The organism is Burkholderia sp. Bp8992, assembly GCF_003853705.1.
In the GTDB taxonomy this organism is placed as follows: Bacteria; Pseudomonadota; Gammaproteobacteria; order Burkholderiales; family Burkholderiaceae; genus Burkholderia.
In genome coordinates, this window is record NZ_QTQI01000018.1 from 125921 (window position 1) to 141586 (window position 15666).

General features: G+C 66.7%; 17 protein-coding genes. 8 read left to right on the plus strand and 9 right to left on the minus strand.

Annotation, left to right across the window (positions count from 1 at the left end; translation table 11 throughout):
- Positions 1 to 127: 127 nt before the first annotated feature.
- Together DIE03_RS24895 and DIE03_RS24900 are read right to left on the minus strand one after the other, a co-directional pair.
- The gene (locus DIE03_RS24895) at positions 128 to 751 is read right to left on the minus strand and encodes a phospholipase D family protein (protein WP_124454962.1); all 624 of its coding nucleotides are present in this window, start codon (positions 749 to 751) and stop codon (positions 128 to 130) included.
- A gap of 139 nt (positions 752 to 890) precedes the next feature.
- Positions 891 to 1379: a helix-turn-helix domain-containing protein gene (locus DIE03_RS24900; protein ID WP_124454964.1), complete on the minus strand. Its 489-nt coding sequence runs from the start codon at positions 1377 to 1379 to the stop codon at positions 891 to 893.
- Positions 1380 to 1555: 176 nt separating this feature from the next.
- Between DIE03_RS24900 and DIE03_RS24905 the strand changes: the two genes are divergently transcribed.
- On the plus strand, positions 1556 to 1993 hold the full coding sequence (locus DIE03_RS24905; protein ID WP_124454965.1) for a PaaI family thioesterase: 438 nt from the start codon (positions 1556 to 1558) through the stop codon (positions 1991 to 1993).
- 147 nt (positions 1994 to 2140) lie between these two features.
- Positions 2141 to 3193 (plus strand): NADP(H)-dependent aldo-keto reductase, encoded by a 1053-nt coding sequence (locus DIE03_RS24910; RefSeq protein WP_124454967.1) that lies wholly within the window; start codon positions 2141 to 2143, stop codon positions 3191 to 3193.
- A 77-nt stretch (positions 3194 to 3270) separates the two neighbouring features.
- Here DIE03_RS24910 and DIE03_RS24915 read toward each other — a convergent pair whose 3' ends face one another.
- Together DIE03_RS24915 and DIE03_RS24920 are read right to left on the minus strand one after the other, a co-directional pair.
- On the minus strand, positions 3271 to 4557 hold the full coding sequence (locus DIE03_RS24915; RefSeq protein WP_124454969.1) for an MFS transporter: 1287 nt from the start codon (positions 4555 to 4557) through the stop codon (positions 3271 to 3273).
- 35 nt (positions 4558 to 4592) lie between these two features.
- Positions 4593 to 6014 carry a M20 family metallopeptidase gene (locus DIE03_RS24920; RefSeq protein WP_124454971.1) on the minus strand — a complete coding sequence of 474 codons (1422 nt, stop codon included), beginning with the start codon at positions 6012 to 6014 and terminating at the stop codon, positions 4593 to 4595.
- Between the two features lie 164 nt (positions 6015 to 6178).
- Between DIE03_RS24920 and DIE03_RS24925 the strand changes: the two genes are divergently transcribed.
- The 4 genes from DIE03_RS24925 (at position 6179) to DIE03_RS24940 (ending at position 9898) form a co-directional block, all read left to right on the plus strand.
- Positions 6179 to 7132: a LysR family transcriptional regulator gene (locus DIE03_RS24925; RefSeq protein WP_124454973.1), complete on the plus strand. Its 954-nt coding sequence runs from the start codon at positions 6179 to 6181 to the stop codon at positions 7130 to 7132.
- Positions 7133 to 7196: 64 nt separating this feature from the next.
- A complete protein-coding gene (gene mnmH, locus DIE03_RS24930; protein ID WP_124454975.1) occupies positions 7197 to 8324 on the plus strand; it encodes a tRNA 2-selenouridine(34) synthase MnmH in 1128 nt (375 codons plus the stop codon).
- Positions 8321 to 9379, plus strand: a complete 1059-nt coding sequence (locus tag DIE03_RS24935; RefSeq protein ID WP_124454977.1) for a permease — start codon at positions 8321 to 8323, stop codon at positions 9377 to 9379. Before mnmH ends, DIE03_RS24935 begins: the two co-directional genes overlap by 4 nt.
- Positions 9380 to 9475: 96 nt before the next feature.
- Positions 9476 to 9898, plus strand: coding sequence for a hypothetical protein (locus DIE03_RS24940; RefSeq protein ID WP_185658217.1), 423 nt, complete (start codon positions 9476 to 9478; stop codon positions 9896 to 9898).
- 37 nt (positions 9899 to 9935) lie between these two features.
- Here DIE03_RS24940 and DIE03_RS24945 read toward each other — a convergent pair whose 3' ends face one another.
- Positions 9936 to 10769: an ABC transporter permease gene (locus tag DIE03_RS24945; protein WP_124454981.1), complete on the minus strand. Its 834-nt coding sequence runs from the start codon at positions 10767 to 10769 to the stop codon at positions 9936 to 9938.
- Positions 10770 to 10775: 6 nt separating this feature from the next.
- Entirely contained in the window at positions 10776 to 11690 is a 915-nt protein-coding gene (gene nodI / locus DIE03_RS24950) for a nodulation factor ABC transporter ATP-binding protein NodI (RefSeq protein WP_124454983.1), read from the minus strand.
- Between the two features lie 330 nt (positions 11691 to 12020).
- On the opposite strand from nodI, the gene DIE03_RS24955 reads away from it, so the two are divergent.
- A complete protein-coding gene (locus DIE03_RS24955) occupies positions 12021 to 12518 on the plus strand; it encodes a universal stress protein (protein ID WP_124454985.1) in 498 nt (165 codons plus the stop codon).
- Between the two features lie 84 nt (positions 12519 to 12602).
- Here DIE03_RS24955 and DIE03_RS24960 read toward each other — a convergent pair whose 3' ends face one another.
- Genes DIE03_RS24960 through lexA form a run of 3 tightly spaced genes read right to left on the minus strand, consistent with a single transcriptional unit; the run spans position 12603 to position 14351 of the window.
- Positions 12603 to 13313 carry a DUF2939 domain-containing protein gene (locus DIE03_RS24960; protein WP_124454987.1) on the minus strand — a complete coding sequence of 237 codons (711 nt, stop codon included), beginning with the start codon at positions 13311 to 13313 and terminating at the stop codon, positions 12603 to 12605.
- Positions 13314 to 13342: 29 nt separating this feature from the next.
- On the minus strand, positions 13343 to 13678 hold the full coding sequence (locus DIE03_RS24965; protein WP_006476078.1) for a hypothetical protein: 336 nt from the start codon (positions 13676 to 13678) through the stop codon (positions 13343 to 13345).
- A 25-nt stretch (positions 13679 to 13703) separates the two neighbouring features.
- The gene (gene lexA / locus DIE03_RS24970; protein WP_006759459.1) at positions 13704 to 14351 is read right to left on the minus strand and encodes a transcriptional repressor LexA; all 648 of its coding nucleotides are present in this window, start codon (positions 14349 to 14351) and stop codon (positions 13704 to 13706) included.
- A 264-nt stretch (positions 14352 to 14615) separates the two neighbouring features.
- On the opposite strand from lexA, the gene DIE03_RS24980 reads away from it, so the two are divergent.
- Positions 14616 to 15653 (plus strand): sulfate ABC transporter substrate-binding protein, encoded by a 1038-nt coding sequence (locus DIE03_RS24980; RefSeq protein WP_124454989.1) that lies wholly within the window; start codon positions 14616 to 14618, stop codon positions 15651 to 15653.
- Positions 15654 to 15666 lie beyond the last annotated feature (13 nt).

The following is a 15666-nucleotide window of genomic DNA, read 5'->3' on the forward strand; positions in this document are numbered from 1 at the left end:
TTCGATGCACGAGGCGGTGTACTGGCCATTCGGCCGAATTGATTGTCGCGCCACACTCGACGATCATCTGCAACACGACGGTTCGCATGCGAGGTATCGGGCAGCGGCGCCAGGCGCGCGGCGTGCGTCAGTAGCTGGAGCGGTACGGCGTGCCCTGGTCGAAGCGGCTTTGCCAGTGTGTGAGATAGCGTGACGCGAGTTGCGGATTGTTCCACACCACGACGACGTTCTCCGAATTGCGGCTGGCCGCCGACGCGCTGTAGTTGAACGAGCCCGTTTCGACGTGCTCGGCGTCGATCACGAGGTACTTGTCGTGATGAATCGCATAGGCGTCGATCGTGCGAGTGGGAATGCCGGCGTTGACGAGCAGGTTCAGTGCCTGCTTGCTGCTCTTCGCGCGGTTGCCCTTGTCGTCGACGACCACCGCGACATTGACGCCACGTCGCTTCGCGTCGAGCAGCGCGCGCGTGACGGGCGGCGACGTGAACGAATACGCGGCAACGCGGATCGAGCTGCGTGCGGCGCCGATCGTTTTCAGCACGAGCGCCTCGGCGCCGCCGTCGGGCGAGAATGCCGATTCGACGACTTGTGTCGCGGGTGCTTCGTGGGTGGGCGCAGGCAGCCATCGCGACACGAGGTCGATCGCCTGCTGGAGCAGCGATTCATTTTGCGTCTTGCCGAAGGCGGCGAAGGGTGTGGCGAGCAGGGAGGCGGCGAGACAGGCAGCGGCGAGGCGATTGCGCGACAACATCGTGGACAGCGAATAATTTCGAGACAGCGGGCCGTGAGTGTAACGCAGACGTTGCGGCGCGGTCACGCGAGTATCGTGCGCGATTGCCCGCGCGATGTTCATTCACGCGAATGGAGATGTCGCGAAGTTGCGGTGCGCGTCAATCCTTGGTCGTCGGCACGCCGGTTTCGCCTGAAGCGATCCACCCGGGCCCGGGTTCGGGCTGAACGTCGCGTGCATCGAGTGGTTCGCCGCAGGCCGAGCACACGGTGACCGCATGCATCAGCTGGCCGCAGGTACGGTGGCGCAATTGCACCGGCGGCCCCTGGCCGTCGTCCTTCCAGCGGTCTCCCCACGCCATCAGCGCGAGCAGGGCCGGGTAGAGGTCGAGGCCCTTGTCCGTCAACCGGTATTCGAAGCGCGGCGGGCGTTCCTGGTACGCGCGCTTGACCAGCACGCCTTCGTCGACGAGCCGCGCGAGCCGTTCGGCCAGCACGTGGCGCGTGAGGCCAAGCTGGGTCTGGAACGCATCGAAGCGGCGGCAGCCGAGGAACGCGTTGCGCAGGATCAGCATGGTCCAGCGGTCGCCGAGCACGGCGAGCGCGCGTGCGACCGAACAGTTCAGCGTGCCGATGTCATCCCATTTCATCGTCGAGTCTCTTGCCTTTTGCGGCGGTTCAGCGAAATAGCGGGTTCGATTATAGAACCCGCCCTCAGTCGTAGCGGTCGCGGCTGCGTTGACAACGGCCGGTGTCGTTGTCAATAATGAGTTCCAATTTAGAACTTACTCGCGCGGCGACGCGCTTTCAACCCGGAGACAACCCGATGAATCCGCTTTCCCTGTCAGGTCTCGATCTGTTGCGCGCAGCCGCGTCGGGCGATGCGCCGCTCGCATCGATTTCCGAGACGATTCCGATGCGTCCGCTCGACGTCGAGCTCGGTTACGTGAAATTTTCCGCGCGGGCGGACGGCCGGCACCTGAATCCGCTTGGCGGCGTGCATGGCGGGTTCGCCGCGACGGTGCTCGATTCGGTCACCGGGTGCGCAGTGCATTCGATGCTCGACGCGGGCATCGGCTATGGCACCGTCGACCTGCACGTGAAGATGCTGCGGCCGGTGCCGCGCGACGTCGACCTGATCGCCGAAGGGCGCGTGATTCACCTGTCGCGTTCGCTGGGCGTCGCGGAAGGCACGCTGAAGACGCCGGACGACAAGATCGTCGCGCATGCATCGGCGACCTGCTTCATTCAGCGGCCGCAGTAACGGCAGGCGGCAGCGCTGTCGTCCGGGCACACGCGTGAAGCGCCGGATCAGCGCCGAAGGCGGCTTGTAAGCGTGCGCGGCGCGCGCCTGAAGCGGTTGCTTCAATGTGATAGCGTTCCTGCTTTCCACCGACGCGACAGGAACAGCATGGAATACCGCACACTCGGCGATTCAGGCATCGAAGTCAGCCTGATCGGGCTCGGCACGATGACGTGGGGCGAACAGAATTCGGAGCGCGACGCGCACGAGCAGATCGACTACGCGATCGCCGAGGGCGTCACGCTGATCGATGCCGCGGAGATGTATCCGGTGCCGCCGAAGCCCGACACGCAAGGACGCACCGAGCAGTACATCGGCACCTGGCTCGCGCAGCATCGCGCACAGCGCGACCGCATCGTGCTCGCGACGAAGATCGCGGGTCCCGCGCGGCAGCCGCACAACCCGCGCCATATCCGCGGCGAGGGCAACCAGTTCGACCGCAAGAACCTGACCGAAGCGCTCGACGGCAGCCTCAAGCGCCTGCAGACCGACTATGTCGACCTCTATCAATTGCACTGGCCCGATCGCAGCACGACGACGTTCGGCCGTCCCGCGTATCCGTGGGTCGACGACGCCTACACGGTGCCGATCGAGGAAACGCTCGGCGTGCTCGCGGAATTCGTGAAGGCCGGCAAGGTGCGCGCGATCGGCGTGTCGAACGAGACGCCGTGGGGCGTCGCACAGTTCCTGCGCGCGGCCGAGAAGCTCGGGCTGCCGCGTATCGCGAGCATCCAGAATCCGTACAGCCTGCTGAACCGTACGTTCGAGAACGGATTGTCGGAATTCACGCATCGCGACGGCGTCGGCCTGCTCGCGTACTCGCCGCTCGCGTTCGGCTGGCTGTCCGGCAAGTACGAGAATGGCGCGCGTCCGGCCGGTGCACGCATCACGCTGTTCGAGCGCTTTCAGCGCTACAGCAAGCCGCAGTCCGTCGGGGCAACGTCGCGTTACGTCGCGCTCGCGCAGCGTCACGGGCTGTCGCCCGCGCAACTCGCGCTCGCGTTCGTCAACAGCCGGCCGTTCGTGCGCAGCAACCTCGTCGGTGCTACGTCGCTCGAGCAGCTGAAGGAGAACATCGGCAGCATCGACGTGAAGCTGTCCGACGAGATCCTGGCCGAGATCGACGCGCTGCACGAACTGCAGCCGAACCCGGCGCCGTAAACGGCGCGCGGCCCGCGCGGCAGCGAAGCTGCGACGGGCCGCAGCGGCGGAGCATTGCTGCGCCGTCGTTTCCTTCGTTATCGCATCTTGAGCCGCGTGTGCGCGATGAACAGCGCGGCGAGACTCAGCACCGCACAGCCCATCAGATAGAGCGCCGGCGACAACCGGTTGCCGGTCGTGCTGATCAGCCAGGTGATCACGAACGGCGCAAAGCCGCCGAACAGCGTGACGCCCGTGTTGTAGCTGACTGCGAGCCCCGTTGCGCGCGTCTGCGACGGGAACAGTTCGGCCATCAGCGCCGGCAGCGCACCGCAGTACATCGCCTTCAGCACCCCGATCCAGACCAGCGCGGCGAGCATCGTCGCGAACGACGCATGGTGCGTCAGCCACGCGAATGTCGGCCACACGGTGACGAGCATCAGCAGTGCCGCGACCGCCATCATGCGGATCCGCCCGGTGCTGTCGGACAGATGACCGACGACCGGCGTGACGAGCGTCAGCACGAAGCCGGTCGCGAGCGTCGCCGCGAAGCCCGTCGACGCGGGCAGCCCGAGCTGCTTGATCGCGTAGGTCGGCATGTAGAGGATCATGTAGTTGATCGCGGTCGAGATCACGAGCGCGCCGATCGACAGCAGCACGCGCACCTTTTGTTCCGCGAACAGCTCGCGCACCGGCGCTGCGGAACGCGCCTGCGTCTTGAACTCGACGCCTTCGTCGACGTAGCGGCGGATATACAGCCCGACCGGGCCGATCGCGAGACCGAACAGGAACGGCACGCGCCAGCCCCAGCTTTCGAGTTGCGCGGGTGTCAGCGTGGCCGTCAGCAGCGCGCCGAAGCCCGACGCGAGCAGCGTCGCGAGGCCCTGGCTCGCGAACTGCCAGCTCGACATGAAGCCGCGCCGCTGCGGTGCGTGTTCGACGAGGAACGCGGTCGAGCTCGCGAATTCGCCGCCGGCGGAAAAGCCCTGCATCAGCCGCGACAGCATGATCCCGAGCGGCGCGAGAATGCCGATCGATGCGTAGGTCGGCATCAGTGCGATCAGCAGCGTGCCGGCCATCATCATCGCGATCGACAGCAGCAGCGACGCCTTGCGGCCCGCGCGATCCGCGTACGCGCCGAGCACGAAGCCGCCGATCGGCCGGATCAGGTAGGACAGCCCGAACGTGCCGAGCGTCAGCATCAGCGACGTCGCTTCGCTCGTCGCGGGAAAGAACAGCTTGGCGATCGTCACCGCGAAGAAGCCGTAGACGATCAGGTCGAACCATTCGAGCGCGTTGCCGATCGACGCCGCGAAGATGAGGCGCCGGATCTTCGCGGCGCTGGGGCGCGCGGCGTCCTGCGAGGTCAGGGTGGTCGTGTTCATCGTATGTGCAGGTCCCGAGAAAGGGGCGAAGCGCGTTACAGGGCGGCGCCGGCCGCGGCGGAGGCCGCGCGGCGAACGGGCGGGGCGTCGTCGCCGAGGTCCCAGAAGAGGCCGGCCATCATCTGCAGCCCCTCGCTGACGACGCTCGCGAGCAGGTGCTCGTCGGGTGCGTGCTGCGAGCACGCCGGATACGAGTGCGGCACCCACAGCGTCGGCAGCCCCAGCGTGTCGGCGAACACCTCGTTCGGCAGCGTGCCGCCGAGATTCGGCAGGATCGCGGGCTTCTTGCCGGTCGTGCGCGCCAGCGACGCGACGGCCCAGCGCACCCACGGATCGTCCGGCGGCACGCGCGTCGCCGGGGCGCCGCGTTCGACGTCGATCTCGATGTCGACGAAACCGTGCGCATCGAGGTGCGCGCGCAGGTGCGCACGCAGCGCTTCCCAGTCGGTGCCGACGACGAAGCGCAACTGGCAGTGCGCATACGCGACGGGCGGGATCGCATTGACGGGATGCTCGGGATTGCCGGCCTTGAACGCGAGGATCTCGAACGTGTTCCAGCCGAACACGCGCTCGGCCGCGGACAGGCCGGGCTCGCCCCAGCCGGCGTCGAGCGCCGGATCGCCGGGATCGCCGCCGACGGTGAGGTCGGCGAGCGCGTCGCGCACGGCGGCCGGGATCGGCGGCGGGCGCAGCCCCTCGACGCGAATCGCGCCGCGCGCGTCGACGAGGCTCGCAAGTGCATGCGCGAGCACGATCGCCGGATTGCGCAGCAGCCCGCCCCAGTTGCCGGAGTGATGCGCGCCGTCGCGGGCGCGCAGGCTCAGCTTGAAATTGACCGAGCCGCGCGAGCCGAGGAACACGGTCGGACGCGCGGCGGCGATGCGCGGTCCGTCGGACGCGATCAGCACGTCGGCCGCGAGCGCGTCGCGCTCCTGGCGGCACAGTGCGTCGAGGCCCGGCGACCCCGTTTCTTCACCCATCTCGATCAGCAGCTTCGCGTTGAAGCCGAGCCGGCCGCCGCGCGCGTCGAGCACGCTCGCGAGCGCGGCCAGGTTGATCGTGTGCTGGCCCTTGTTGTCGGCGCTGCCGCGACCGTACCAGCGATCGCCGTCGGCCGTCAGCGTCCACGGCGACAGCGGCGCGCGCCACTGCGCGTCGTAGCCGCGCACGACGTCGCCGTGGCCGTAGATCAGCACGGTCGGCAGCGCGTCGTCTTCATGGCGCGACGCGAGCAGGAACGGACCGCCGCCGTCGACGGGGTTGTCGACGATCCGCGACGTGAAGCCGAGGCGGGCCGCCTCGGGGGCGATCTCGTCGGTCAGGTACGCGCGCAACGCGGCGTCATTGCCGCTGTCCTGGCTTTCGGTGCGCAGGCCGACGCGGCGGCTCAGGGTCGTGAAGAACGCACCGGATTCGAACTGGTTCAGCGCGTGCTGGATGGCGGCGGTACGGCTCAAGTCGGGTCTCCTCGGACGGGGCGCTGCAAGCGCGGAGCGCGCGTGCAACATGAAGTGCGATCGATTCTAGAAAGCCGTTTTTTTTGTCACAATGATCGAATTTCGAACCTTTCTTTGCCGAAAAGGCAAAGCAGCGCGGCCAGAAAAGGCCCGGGGACAGAACGATGGCGGCTTTCCTGCATGGCCTGGCGTTGCGGTATTTCGTCGAAGTGGCGCGCACCGGCTCGATCAGCGACGCGTCCGCGCGGCTGCACGTGGCCGTGTCGGCGATCAGCCGCCAGATCGCGAAGCTGGAAAGCGAGCTCGGCGCGCCGCTGTTCGAGCGCCGGCCGCGCGGCATGGCGCTGTCGGAGGCCGGCGAGCGGCTGCTGGCGTTCGCGCAGCGCAGCCTGCTGGAAGCCGAGCACGTGATGAAGGACATCGGCGGGCTCGATGCGCTGCACGGCAGCCTGTTGAAGCTCGCGTGCTCGGAAGGGTTCGCGATCGATTTCCTGCCCGGCGCGCTCGCGAGCTTCAAGGCGCGCCACCCGGGCGTCGATTTCACCGTGTGGGTCGTGTCGCCGGCGGAAGCGACGCGGCGCGTGCGCGACGGCGATGCGGACATCGCACTGACCTTCAGCCTCGCGCCGGAGAAGGGCGTCCGTGTCGAGCACACCGAGCGCGCGCCGGTCTTCGCACTGGTGCGGCACGATCATCCGCTCGCGACGCGCGACGCGGTGTCGCTCGCCGAGGCCGCGCGGCACGCGCATGTGCTGCCCGAGGCCGGCACGACCGTGCGCCAGCTGATCGACATCGCGTGCGCGCTGGACGGGCTGCTGCTCGAGCCCGAGCTGACGAGCAACAACACGGCGGCGATGTACGGCTACGCGCGGCGCACGGGCGCGGTGATGTTCACGGGGCTGCTGTCGGTGCGCGACCGTTTCGATGCGGACGGCTTTGTCGTCGTGCCCGTGACGAACCCGCAACTGCGTGAACGCAGCATCCAGGTACAGACGATGGCGGGGCGCGATCTGCCCGCGTCGGTACGCGCGTTTCGCGACCACCTGATCGACGCGATGCAGGTCGCATCGACGCCGCCGACTGCCGTGCGCGGCCCGAGACGCCGGCCCGTGAGATAATCGTCAATCCGCCTTCCGTGCCCATACGGCTCATCGAGCCGTATCGCCCCTGTTCGACGCCAAATTGAAGAACCTGATTGTCACCCTCGATCGCGCCGGCGAGTTCGACGAGATCATCGACGTGCGTACACCGCTCGAGTTCGCCGAGGACCATATTCCCGGCGCGCTGAACGCGCCCGTCCTCAGCAATGAGGAGCGCGTGCTCGTCGGCACGATGTACCGCCAGGTATCGCCGTACGAGGCGACGCGCGTCGGCGCGGCGATCGTCGCGCGCAACATCGCGCGCCATCTCGACACGACGTTCGCCGATCGGCCGCGCAACTGGCGGCCGCTGATCTACTGCTGGCGCGGCGGCAAGCGCTCGGGCTCGATGACGACCTGGTTCAACCTGATCGGCTGGAAGGCACGCCAGCTTGACGGCGGCTACAAGGCGTACCGCCAGTCGGTGTGCGCGACGCTCGACTCGCTGCCGACGCGCTTTCGCTACATCGCGCTGGTCGGCCATACGGGCTGCGGCAAGACGCGCCTGCTGAACGCACTGCACGACGTGGGCGCGCAGACGCTCGATCTCGAGGCGCTCGCATGCCATCGCGGCTCGCTGCTCGGCGCGCTGCCAGGCAAGCCGCAGCCGGCGCAGAAGGGGTTCGATTCGGGGCTCGTCGAAACGCTGGGGCGTTTCGACCCCGAATGGCCGGTGTTCGTCGAATCGGAAAGCCGCAGGATCGGGCTCGTGCAGTTGCCGATCGCGTTGATCGAAGCGTTTCACGCAGGGCCGTGGGTGCACGTCGACGCGGCGCACGACGAGCGGATCGCGTTCCTCCTCGACGATTACGCGCACCTGTTCGACGAACCGGACGCGTTCAAGGCGCAGCTCCATCGGCTGATCGGCCTGCACAGCCGCGAGCAGGTGACGCACTGGAAGGCGCTGATCGACGCGAACGCACGCGCCGAACTGTTCACCGAGCTGATCGACAAGCATTACGATCCGGCCTACGCACGGACCTACCGCGCGGCATACAACAAGCCGAACCGGGCGCTGACGTTCACGTTCCGGCCCAACGCGGCCGACGGGCGCGATCAGGCGCGCACGCTGCTGGCCCAGCTCGCGCAGGCCGGGCTGCCCGCATCGGCCGCGTTTGCTGCAGGCGCGACACTCGAAACCGATCAAAACCAATCGACGACCACACGATGACGACCACACGCACCCAACCCAATCCGGCCCTCGGCTGGATGACCTTCCTGCTGATCGCGGTCGCGGGACTGTTCTATGTGAAATGGTTTCCGTACTACAACAAGGCGTTCGTTGCCGCCGAGCACCATTCGATCGGCCAGTCGATCCTGATGGGCACGTCGGCGGCCGCTCCCGAGCCGTCGCTGAAGGCCGCGCTCGACTACGCGTGGGCGTACGGCAAGGCGATCTGGCAGGCGATGGTGCTCGGCCTGCTGCTCGGCTCGGCCGTGCAGGCGCTGCTGCCCGCGCACTGGGTCGCGCGCGTGCTCGGCCGTACCGGGTTCGGCAGCGTCGCCGCGGGCGGCCTGCTGTCGCTGCCGGGGATGATGTGCACGTGCTGCGCGGCGCCGGTCGTCGCGGGGCTGCGTGCGCGCCATGCGTCGCCGGGCGGTGCAGTCGCGTTCTGGCTCGGCAACACGGTGCTGAATCCGGCTGCGCTGGTGTTCATGGGCTTCGTGCTCGGCTGGCACTGGAGCGCGCTGCGCTTCGTGCTCGGCATCGCGATGGTGTTCGGCATCGGCTATCTGCTGAACCGCATTGCGCGTCCGGAAGACCGCAGCATCGACGATACGCAGCTCGCCGCGCTGGCGGCAGAGCAGGCCGCGGCCGGCAATCCGTTCGTGCGCTGGGTGAAGCTGCTCGCGCGCATGGCCGTGCGGCTCGTGCCCGAATACATCGTGCTGGTGCTGCTGCTCGGCGCCGCGCGCGCATGGCTGTTCCCGCATATCGGCCCGGACATCGGCAATCATCTCGGCTGGATCGTCGCATTCGCGGTCGCGGGCATGCTGTTCGTGATCCCGACGGCCGGCGAGGTGCCGATCATCCAGGCGATGCTGTCGCTCGGCATGGGCGTCGGGCCGGCCGCCGCGCTGCTGATGACGCTGCCGCCGATCAGCGTGCCGTCGCTCGCGATGCTCGCGCGTTCGTTCAAGCCGACCATGCTGGCGATCGTCGCGGCGCTCGTCGTCGTGTTCGGGATCGTGAGCGGCTTGCTCGCGATCGCGTTCGGATTCTGACGCGCGCAGGCCCGGTGCGATAGCCGCATTCATATTCATCCGGCGCCGCCGCGTCACGCGTGCGGCGCCCTTTACAAGAAGCAAACAGGAAAACGCATGACCCAACCGAAGATTCATCCTCGACTCGAAAAGGCGCTGACGCGCGGCGATCTCGCGATCCGCCAGGCCAATTCCGCGCGGGCGACTGCCGTGCTGAGCGCACTCGGCATGATGATCATCGAGGCCTCCGCAACGATCGGTGTGGAAGCCAGCATCGACATTCCGCAGGGCGACCGCATTTACGATCCCGTCAACGGCCTCTGGCCGCAGAAGATGCTGGTGTCGTTCGACGGCCCGGTGGACGAGGCCGAAAAGGAAGAACTGCGCACGGTCTATCTGGTTGCGGACGATCCGGGTACGCAGTTCCGCGTCGAATGGCATCGCGCGGACGGCAAGCTCGGTCGCCAGGAAGGCGGCCCGCTCGCGACCGTCGCGTTCCTGACCGACGTCGAGATTCCGTGGAGCGACGACGACGAGTAACGTCGTCGCATGAAGCCGGCGCCTCGCGCGCCGGCCGTCAGCGCATCATCCGCCGCCGGAACAGCCACGCGGACAGCAGGAATCCGCCGAGCGCGTAGCCGGCGAGCACCGCGACATGCAGCACGATGTCGGTTGCCGGCCGGCCGAGCATCGCGGGCCGGATCAGCTCGACCGCGTTCGCGAGCGGCAGCGCCTGCGCCGCGAGCTGCGCGAGCGGCGGCAACTGCGTGATCGGGAAGAACACGCCCGACAGCAGCAGCATCGGCGTCAGCACGAGCGTCTGATAGAACATGAAGAAATCGTAGGACGGCGCGAGCGCCGTGACGATCATCGCGATGCTGGCAAACGCGAGGCCCGCGAGCGCGATCACGGGCAGCGCCGCGAGCATCGACGGAAACTGCGCATAGCCGAGCGCGCCCGCGACCAGCATGATCGCGACCCCCGACAGCATCGCCTTGCTGGCGCCCCAGACGATCTCGCCGAGCACGATGTCGCCGAGCGCGAGCGGCGTATGCATGATCGCCTCCCACGTGCGCTGCACGTGCATCCGCGAGAAGCCCGAATACATCGACTCGAAGCTCGCGGACATCATCACGCTCGACCCGACCGTGCCGGCCGCGAGGAACGCGATATACGACACGCCGTCGACATGGCCGAGCATCAGGCCGAGCCCGAAACCCAGCCCGAACAGATAGATCATCGGATCGGCGAGATTGCCGAACATCGACGCGAGTGCGAGCTTGCGCCAGACGAGATAGTTGCGTCTCCAGACGGCAATCCAGTTGGTTGCGTTCGCGGGCATCGCGATCGCGAAGCGTGACTCGCGCAGCGGCGCGGACGGTGTGGCGGCGGAATAGTTGCGCACGTCCATGATCGATCAGTCCTGCATTTCGCGGCCCGTGAGCCGCAGGAACACATCTTCCAGATTGGCCGGGCGATGCAGATAGCGCAACCCCGTACGACCCTTGAGTCGCGCACTGAGCGGCTCAGCGTCGCTCACGTAGCAGAACAGCGTCTCGCCGCTGATCTCGGTGTGCTTCGCGAATCCCGACAACTCGTCGCGCAGGGCGGCCGGATCCGGCCCGTAGATCTCGATCACGTCGCAGCCGATCTCCGATTCGATCAGCGCGTGCGGCGCGCCTTCGGCGATCTTGCGACCTTCCTCGATCACGCACAGCCGGTCGCACAGGCGTTCGGCTTCTTCCATGAAGTGCGTGGTGATCAGGATCGTCTTGCCGCGCGCGAGCAGCGAGCGCAACCGCTCCCACATCAGGTGCCGTGCCTGCGGATCGAGGCCGGTCGTCGGCTCGTCGAGCACCAGCACGTCGGGATCGTTGACGAGCGCGCGGGCGAGCGTGAGACGGCGTCGCATGCCGCCCGACAGTTCGCCGACCTTCGCATCGGCCTTGCTCTCGAGCTTCGCGAATTCGAGCAGCGGCTGTACGAGTGCGCGCGCAGCCTGTGCCGACATGCCGAAATAGCGGCTGAACACGAGCAGGTTCTCGCGCACGGTGAAGTCGGGGTCGAGATTGTCGAACTGCGGGACGACGCCGACGCGCTGGCGTGCATGCCGCGCACGCGATGGAACCGGTTCGCCGCACAGGGAAATGGTGCCGGCATCGGGGTGCGCGAGGCCGAGCAGCATTTTCAGCGTGGTGGTCTTGCCTGCGCCGTTCGGCCCGAGCAGACCGTAGCATTCGCCGGCCTGCACGTTGAAGGACAGGCCGTTGACGACGAGCTTGTCGCCATAGCGCTTTTCGACGTTGCGAAACTCGATCGGTGTGACGGACATGGGCATGTTGTCGTTGTAAGCGGGCACCTGGCTGCCCGATGCGCGGCCGGCTGGCGAACGGATCGCGCGAATGCGTGTCACACGAGCATGACCGAAGCGCGCGGCGCCTGCGTAGTGATGGCCCGCTGGAGTACGAACGGGCCATTCTAGTGCATCGGCTGCGTCTCTTCAGGGCATGCCTGCACGGTGCGATGCATGCGCGCACCGATCGTGCACTGCATCATCGCGCACGGGCCGAGCGGGGCGAATCAGCGTTTTCCATCCCTTGCGTCCTGAATTGCGGCGCACCATGATGAATGCGTAGGCTCGTTGTCGCGATAGGGAGGTTTCATGGCTAGCTACAACAAGATTTTGCTGTGCTACGACGGCACGCTCGAAGGGCGTAAGGCACTGCGCTGCGGTGCCAATCTCGCAATGGACCTGAAGGCTGAAACGCACTTGCTGTCGGTCGTCGACATGCGTTCGAGCATTGCGCAAAGCGCAGGCCTGCTGACCGATGTCGCGTGCGGGCGCTTCGAGGAAACCGCGCGGGAGATCCTGCAGGAAGGCGTGAACTGGCTGCGTGAGCGCGGCGTGCAGGCCGAAGGCCATTTCGCATTCGGCTATCCGATCGACGAAATCGCGAATCTCGCGACGGAGCTGAAGGCCGACCTCGTCGTCGTCGGCCACAGGTGCCGCAGCGGGCTGTCGAGATGGTGGATGGGGTCGGGCAATACGCAACTGCTCGATCGCGTGAACTGCAGCATCCTGGTGGCGTGTTCGTCGGCACAGGAGCAGAAGGAAGAAATCGCACGCGAGCGCGAAGCCGCCATGGCGAACGGCAAATGATCGAATGATTCGATGACGGCCCGACCGGCGATGCGCGCCGGTCAGGCGCCGTGCCGCATCAGCGGCGCGGGACCCGCGCAGCTGTTACGCGTGCAGGTCGATTGCGGACAATTTCCACGAGAACAGCCCGAAGCGGTGGAATATCGCCGCGTAGCGCGTGCCGTCGGCGCTGCGCTGGTACGTCACGACGAATTCGTCGAAATTCCGGTATCCCGCACTGGTTTGCTGCTGATGCGGCGAATGCGTTGCATCGTTCGCGCTGGCCGGTGCGGATGAGGTGGGTGCCGGGGATGACGCAGTTGCCGCGTTGTTGCCCGGAGCGGCAGCGCTTGCCGGTGCCGGGCTCGCCGGCGGTGCCGCTGGTGTGTCGGCCGGTGCATTGCCTTGCGGCTGATTCGACCATTCGGGCGGGCGCTCGCCGGGATTGCCGCGCGGCGGCAATCCGCTCATCAGCGCGGCCACGCCGTCCGGTGTCGCGTACGCATCGACCAGCGGCCCGACCAGTGCGGACCCGATCAGCGCGCCGATCACCGCGAACGGATTGTTCTTCTTCACCGCGTCGATCCGGCGCATCAACTCTTCCGTGACCTGCTGCTTCAGGCTGATGCGCAGCGACGGGAAATCGACATATTCGCTGATGGCCTGCGCATCGCGCGCGTCGATCGCCGATTTCAGGCGACCGAGCGCGACGTACGGTGACGCGTACGCATAGCCGATCGTCGACACGACGGCGATGGCCAGCACGACGATCAGCAGGGGCTTGAGCCGCCATGCGCGGCCCGAAGATCCAGTCACGTTGCCTCCGGTGCGGGGATGTTCCGCAATCAGAGACCGCCAGGCGTAGCCGATCGTTCCTCGGCGATGCAGCGGTCGATCATCCGGCATACGGCATCGATCGTGCCGACCATGATCAGGCGCGAACGGCCGTGATAGACGCGTACCGGCGCGCGGCGCGCGGGTTCCGCATGATTCAGGCCGGCGTTCAGCGATACCCGCGCGAACGCGGGAAGCGCCGACGGCAGCAGGGACGCCTGCCGTTCGACTGCGACTTCTTCTTGCACGGGCGCGGCCGCGGACAGCGGTGCGCAGGGCGTACGGCCGCGCAGATGGCGCAGGCGACCGAATTGACGGAAAGGCAGCAGGCGGGCAAGGCGTTCCATGATGTTCTCCTAGCGAGACGGAATGTCAGAGTTCGCCCGAGCGGATCAGCCCGACGGCGATGCCTTCCAGCGCGAATTCCGCGCTGCCGGCCTTGACGAAGATGTTTTCGTAATCCGGGTTCTCCGCGATCAGCTCGAGACCGCCAGGCCGGCGCATCAGGCGCTTGACCGTGACGTCGTCGCCCAGACGCGCGACGATGATCTGGCCGTCCTTCGCTTCCGTGCGTTTCTGCACGGCGAGGAGGTCGCCGTCGAGAATGCCGGCGTCGCGCATCGACAGGCCGCGCACCTTCAGCAGGTAGTCGGGCTTGCTCGTGAACAGCGCGGGATCGCACGCGTAGTGCTGCGAGATGTGCTCCTGCGCAAGGATCGGGCTACCGGCCGCGACGCGGCCGACGAGCGGCAGCGACAGCTGCATCAGGCCGGCATGCGGCAGCGTGAACTGGTGCGGGGCGTCTTCGATGCCGAGCAGGCGGATGCCGCGCGACGCGCCGGCAGCCAGCTCGATCACGCCCTTGCGTGCCAGCGCACGCAGGTGCTCCTCGGCCGCATTCGGCGAGCTGAAGCCCAGTTCGGCCGCGATCTCGGCGCGGGTGGGCGGGAATCCGGAGCGCTCGATCGCGCGACGGATCAAGTCGAACACTTGCTGCTGACGGGCGGTGAGTTTGGTCATGGCTGAACTGTATGGATAGACAGTGAGCTGTATTTTTATACAGTACTTCGCGAATTTCAAGCGTTACTTGAGGTTCGACGCGATCGCGCCGGTTCCGACGTGATTTCGCGACGTCCGGACGGCGGTTTATCTGCCGCAACCATCCATCCCGTCTGCGTTAGCACTTTTGAGTATTAAAAAATAAGGAACGATTATTTTTAATCATGTAACCCGTTCGTTAGACTGGCCCGACATCGCAATACCGACAACACTGGAGAACCAAGGATGGCGAAGCGCAATACGGGGCTGGTGGGCGGAGTGGGCCGCCTGATCGCAACACTCGCGCTGGGCGCGGCGGCGGCGCTGGGCGTCGCGACGCATGCCCAGGCCGATACGACGTTCCTGAACGTGTCGTACGACCCGACGCGCGAGCTGTATCAGGACTTCAACCAGGCGTTCGGCAAGGAGTGGAAGGCGAAGACGGGCGAGACCGTCAACTTCAAGCAGTCGCACGGCGGCTCGGGCGCCCAGGCACGCTCGGTGCTCGACGGCCTGCAGGCCGACGTCGTCACGCTGGCGCTCGCGTACGACATCGATGCGATCGCGAACAAGGGGCTCGTGAACAAGGACTGGCAGAAGCGTCTGCCCGACAACGCGTCGCCGTACACGTCGACGATCGTGTTCCTGGTGCGCAAGGGCAATCCGAAGGGGATCAAGGACTGGGACGACCTGACCAAGCCGGGCATCTCGATCGTCACGCCGAACCCGAAGACGTCGGGCGGTGCGCGCTGGAACTACCTGGCCGCATGGGCGTACGCAGTGCACAAGCCGGGCGGCAACGAGCAGACGGCGAAGGAATTCGTCACGAAGCTCTACAAGAACGCAGGCGTGCTCGATTCGGGCGCGCGAGGCGCGACGACGAGTTTCGTGCAGCGCGGGATCGGCGACGTGCTGATCGCATGGGAAAACGAGGCATTCCTGTCGGTGAAGGAGTTCGGTACCGACAAGTTCGAGATCGTCGTGCCGTCGGTAAGCATCCTGGCCGAGCCGCCCGTCGCGGTGGTCGACAAGGTGGTCGACAAGAAGGGCACGCGCAAGCTGGCCGAAGCGTACCTGAACTTCCTGTACAGCCCGCAGGGCCAGGAGATCGCGGCGCGCAACTACTACCGGCCGCGCTCGAAGAACGTGCCGGCGGAACTGACGAAGCAGTTCCCGAAGCTGAAGCTGTACACGGTCGACGACACGTTCGGCGGCTGGACGAACGCACAGAAGACGCATTTCGCGGACGGCGGCGTGTTCGACTCGATCTACAAGCCGCAGTAACGCCATAACGACA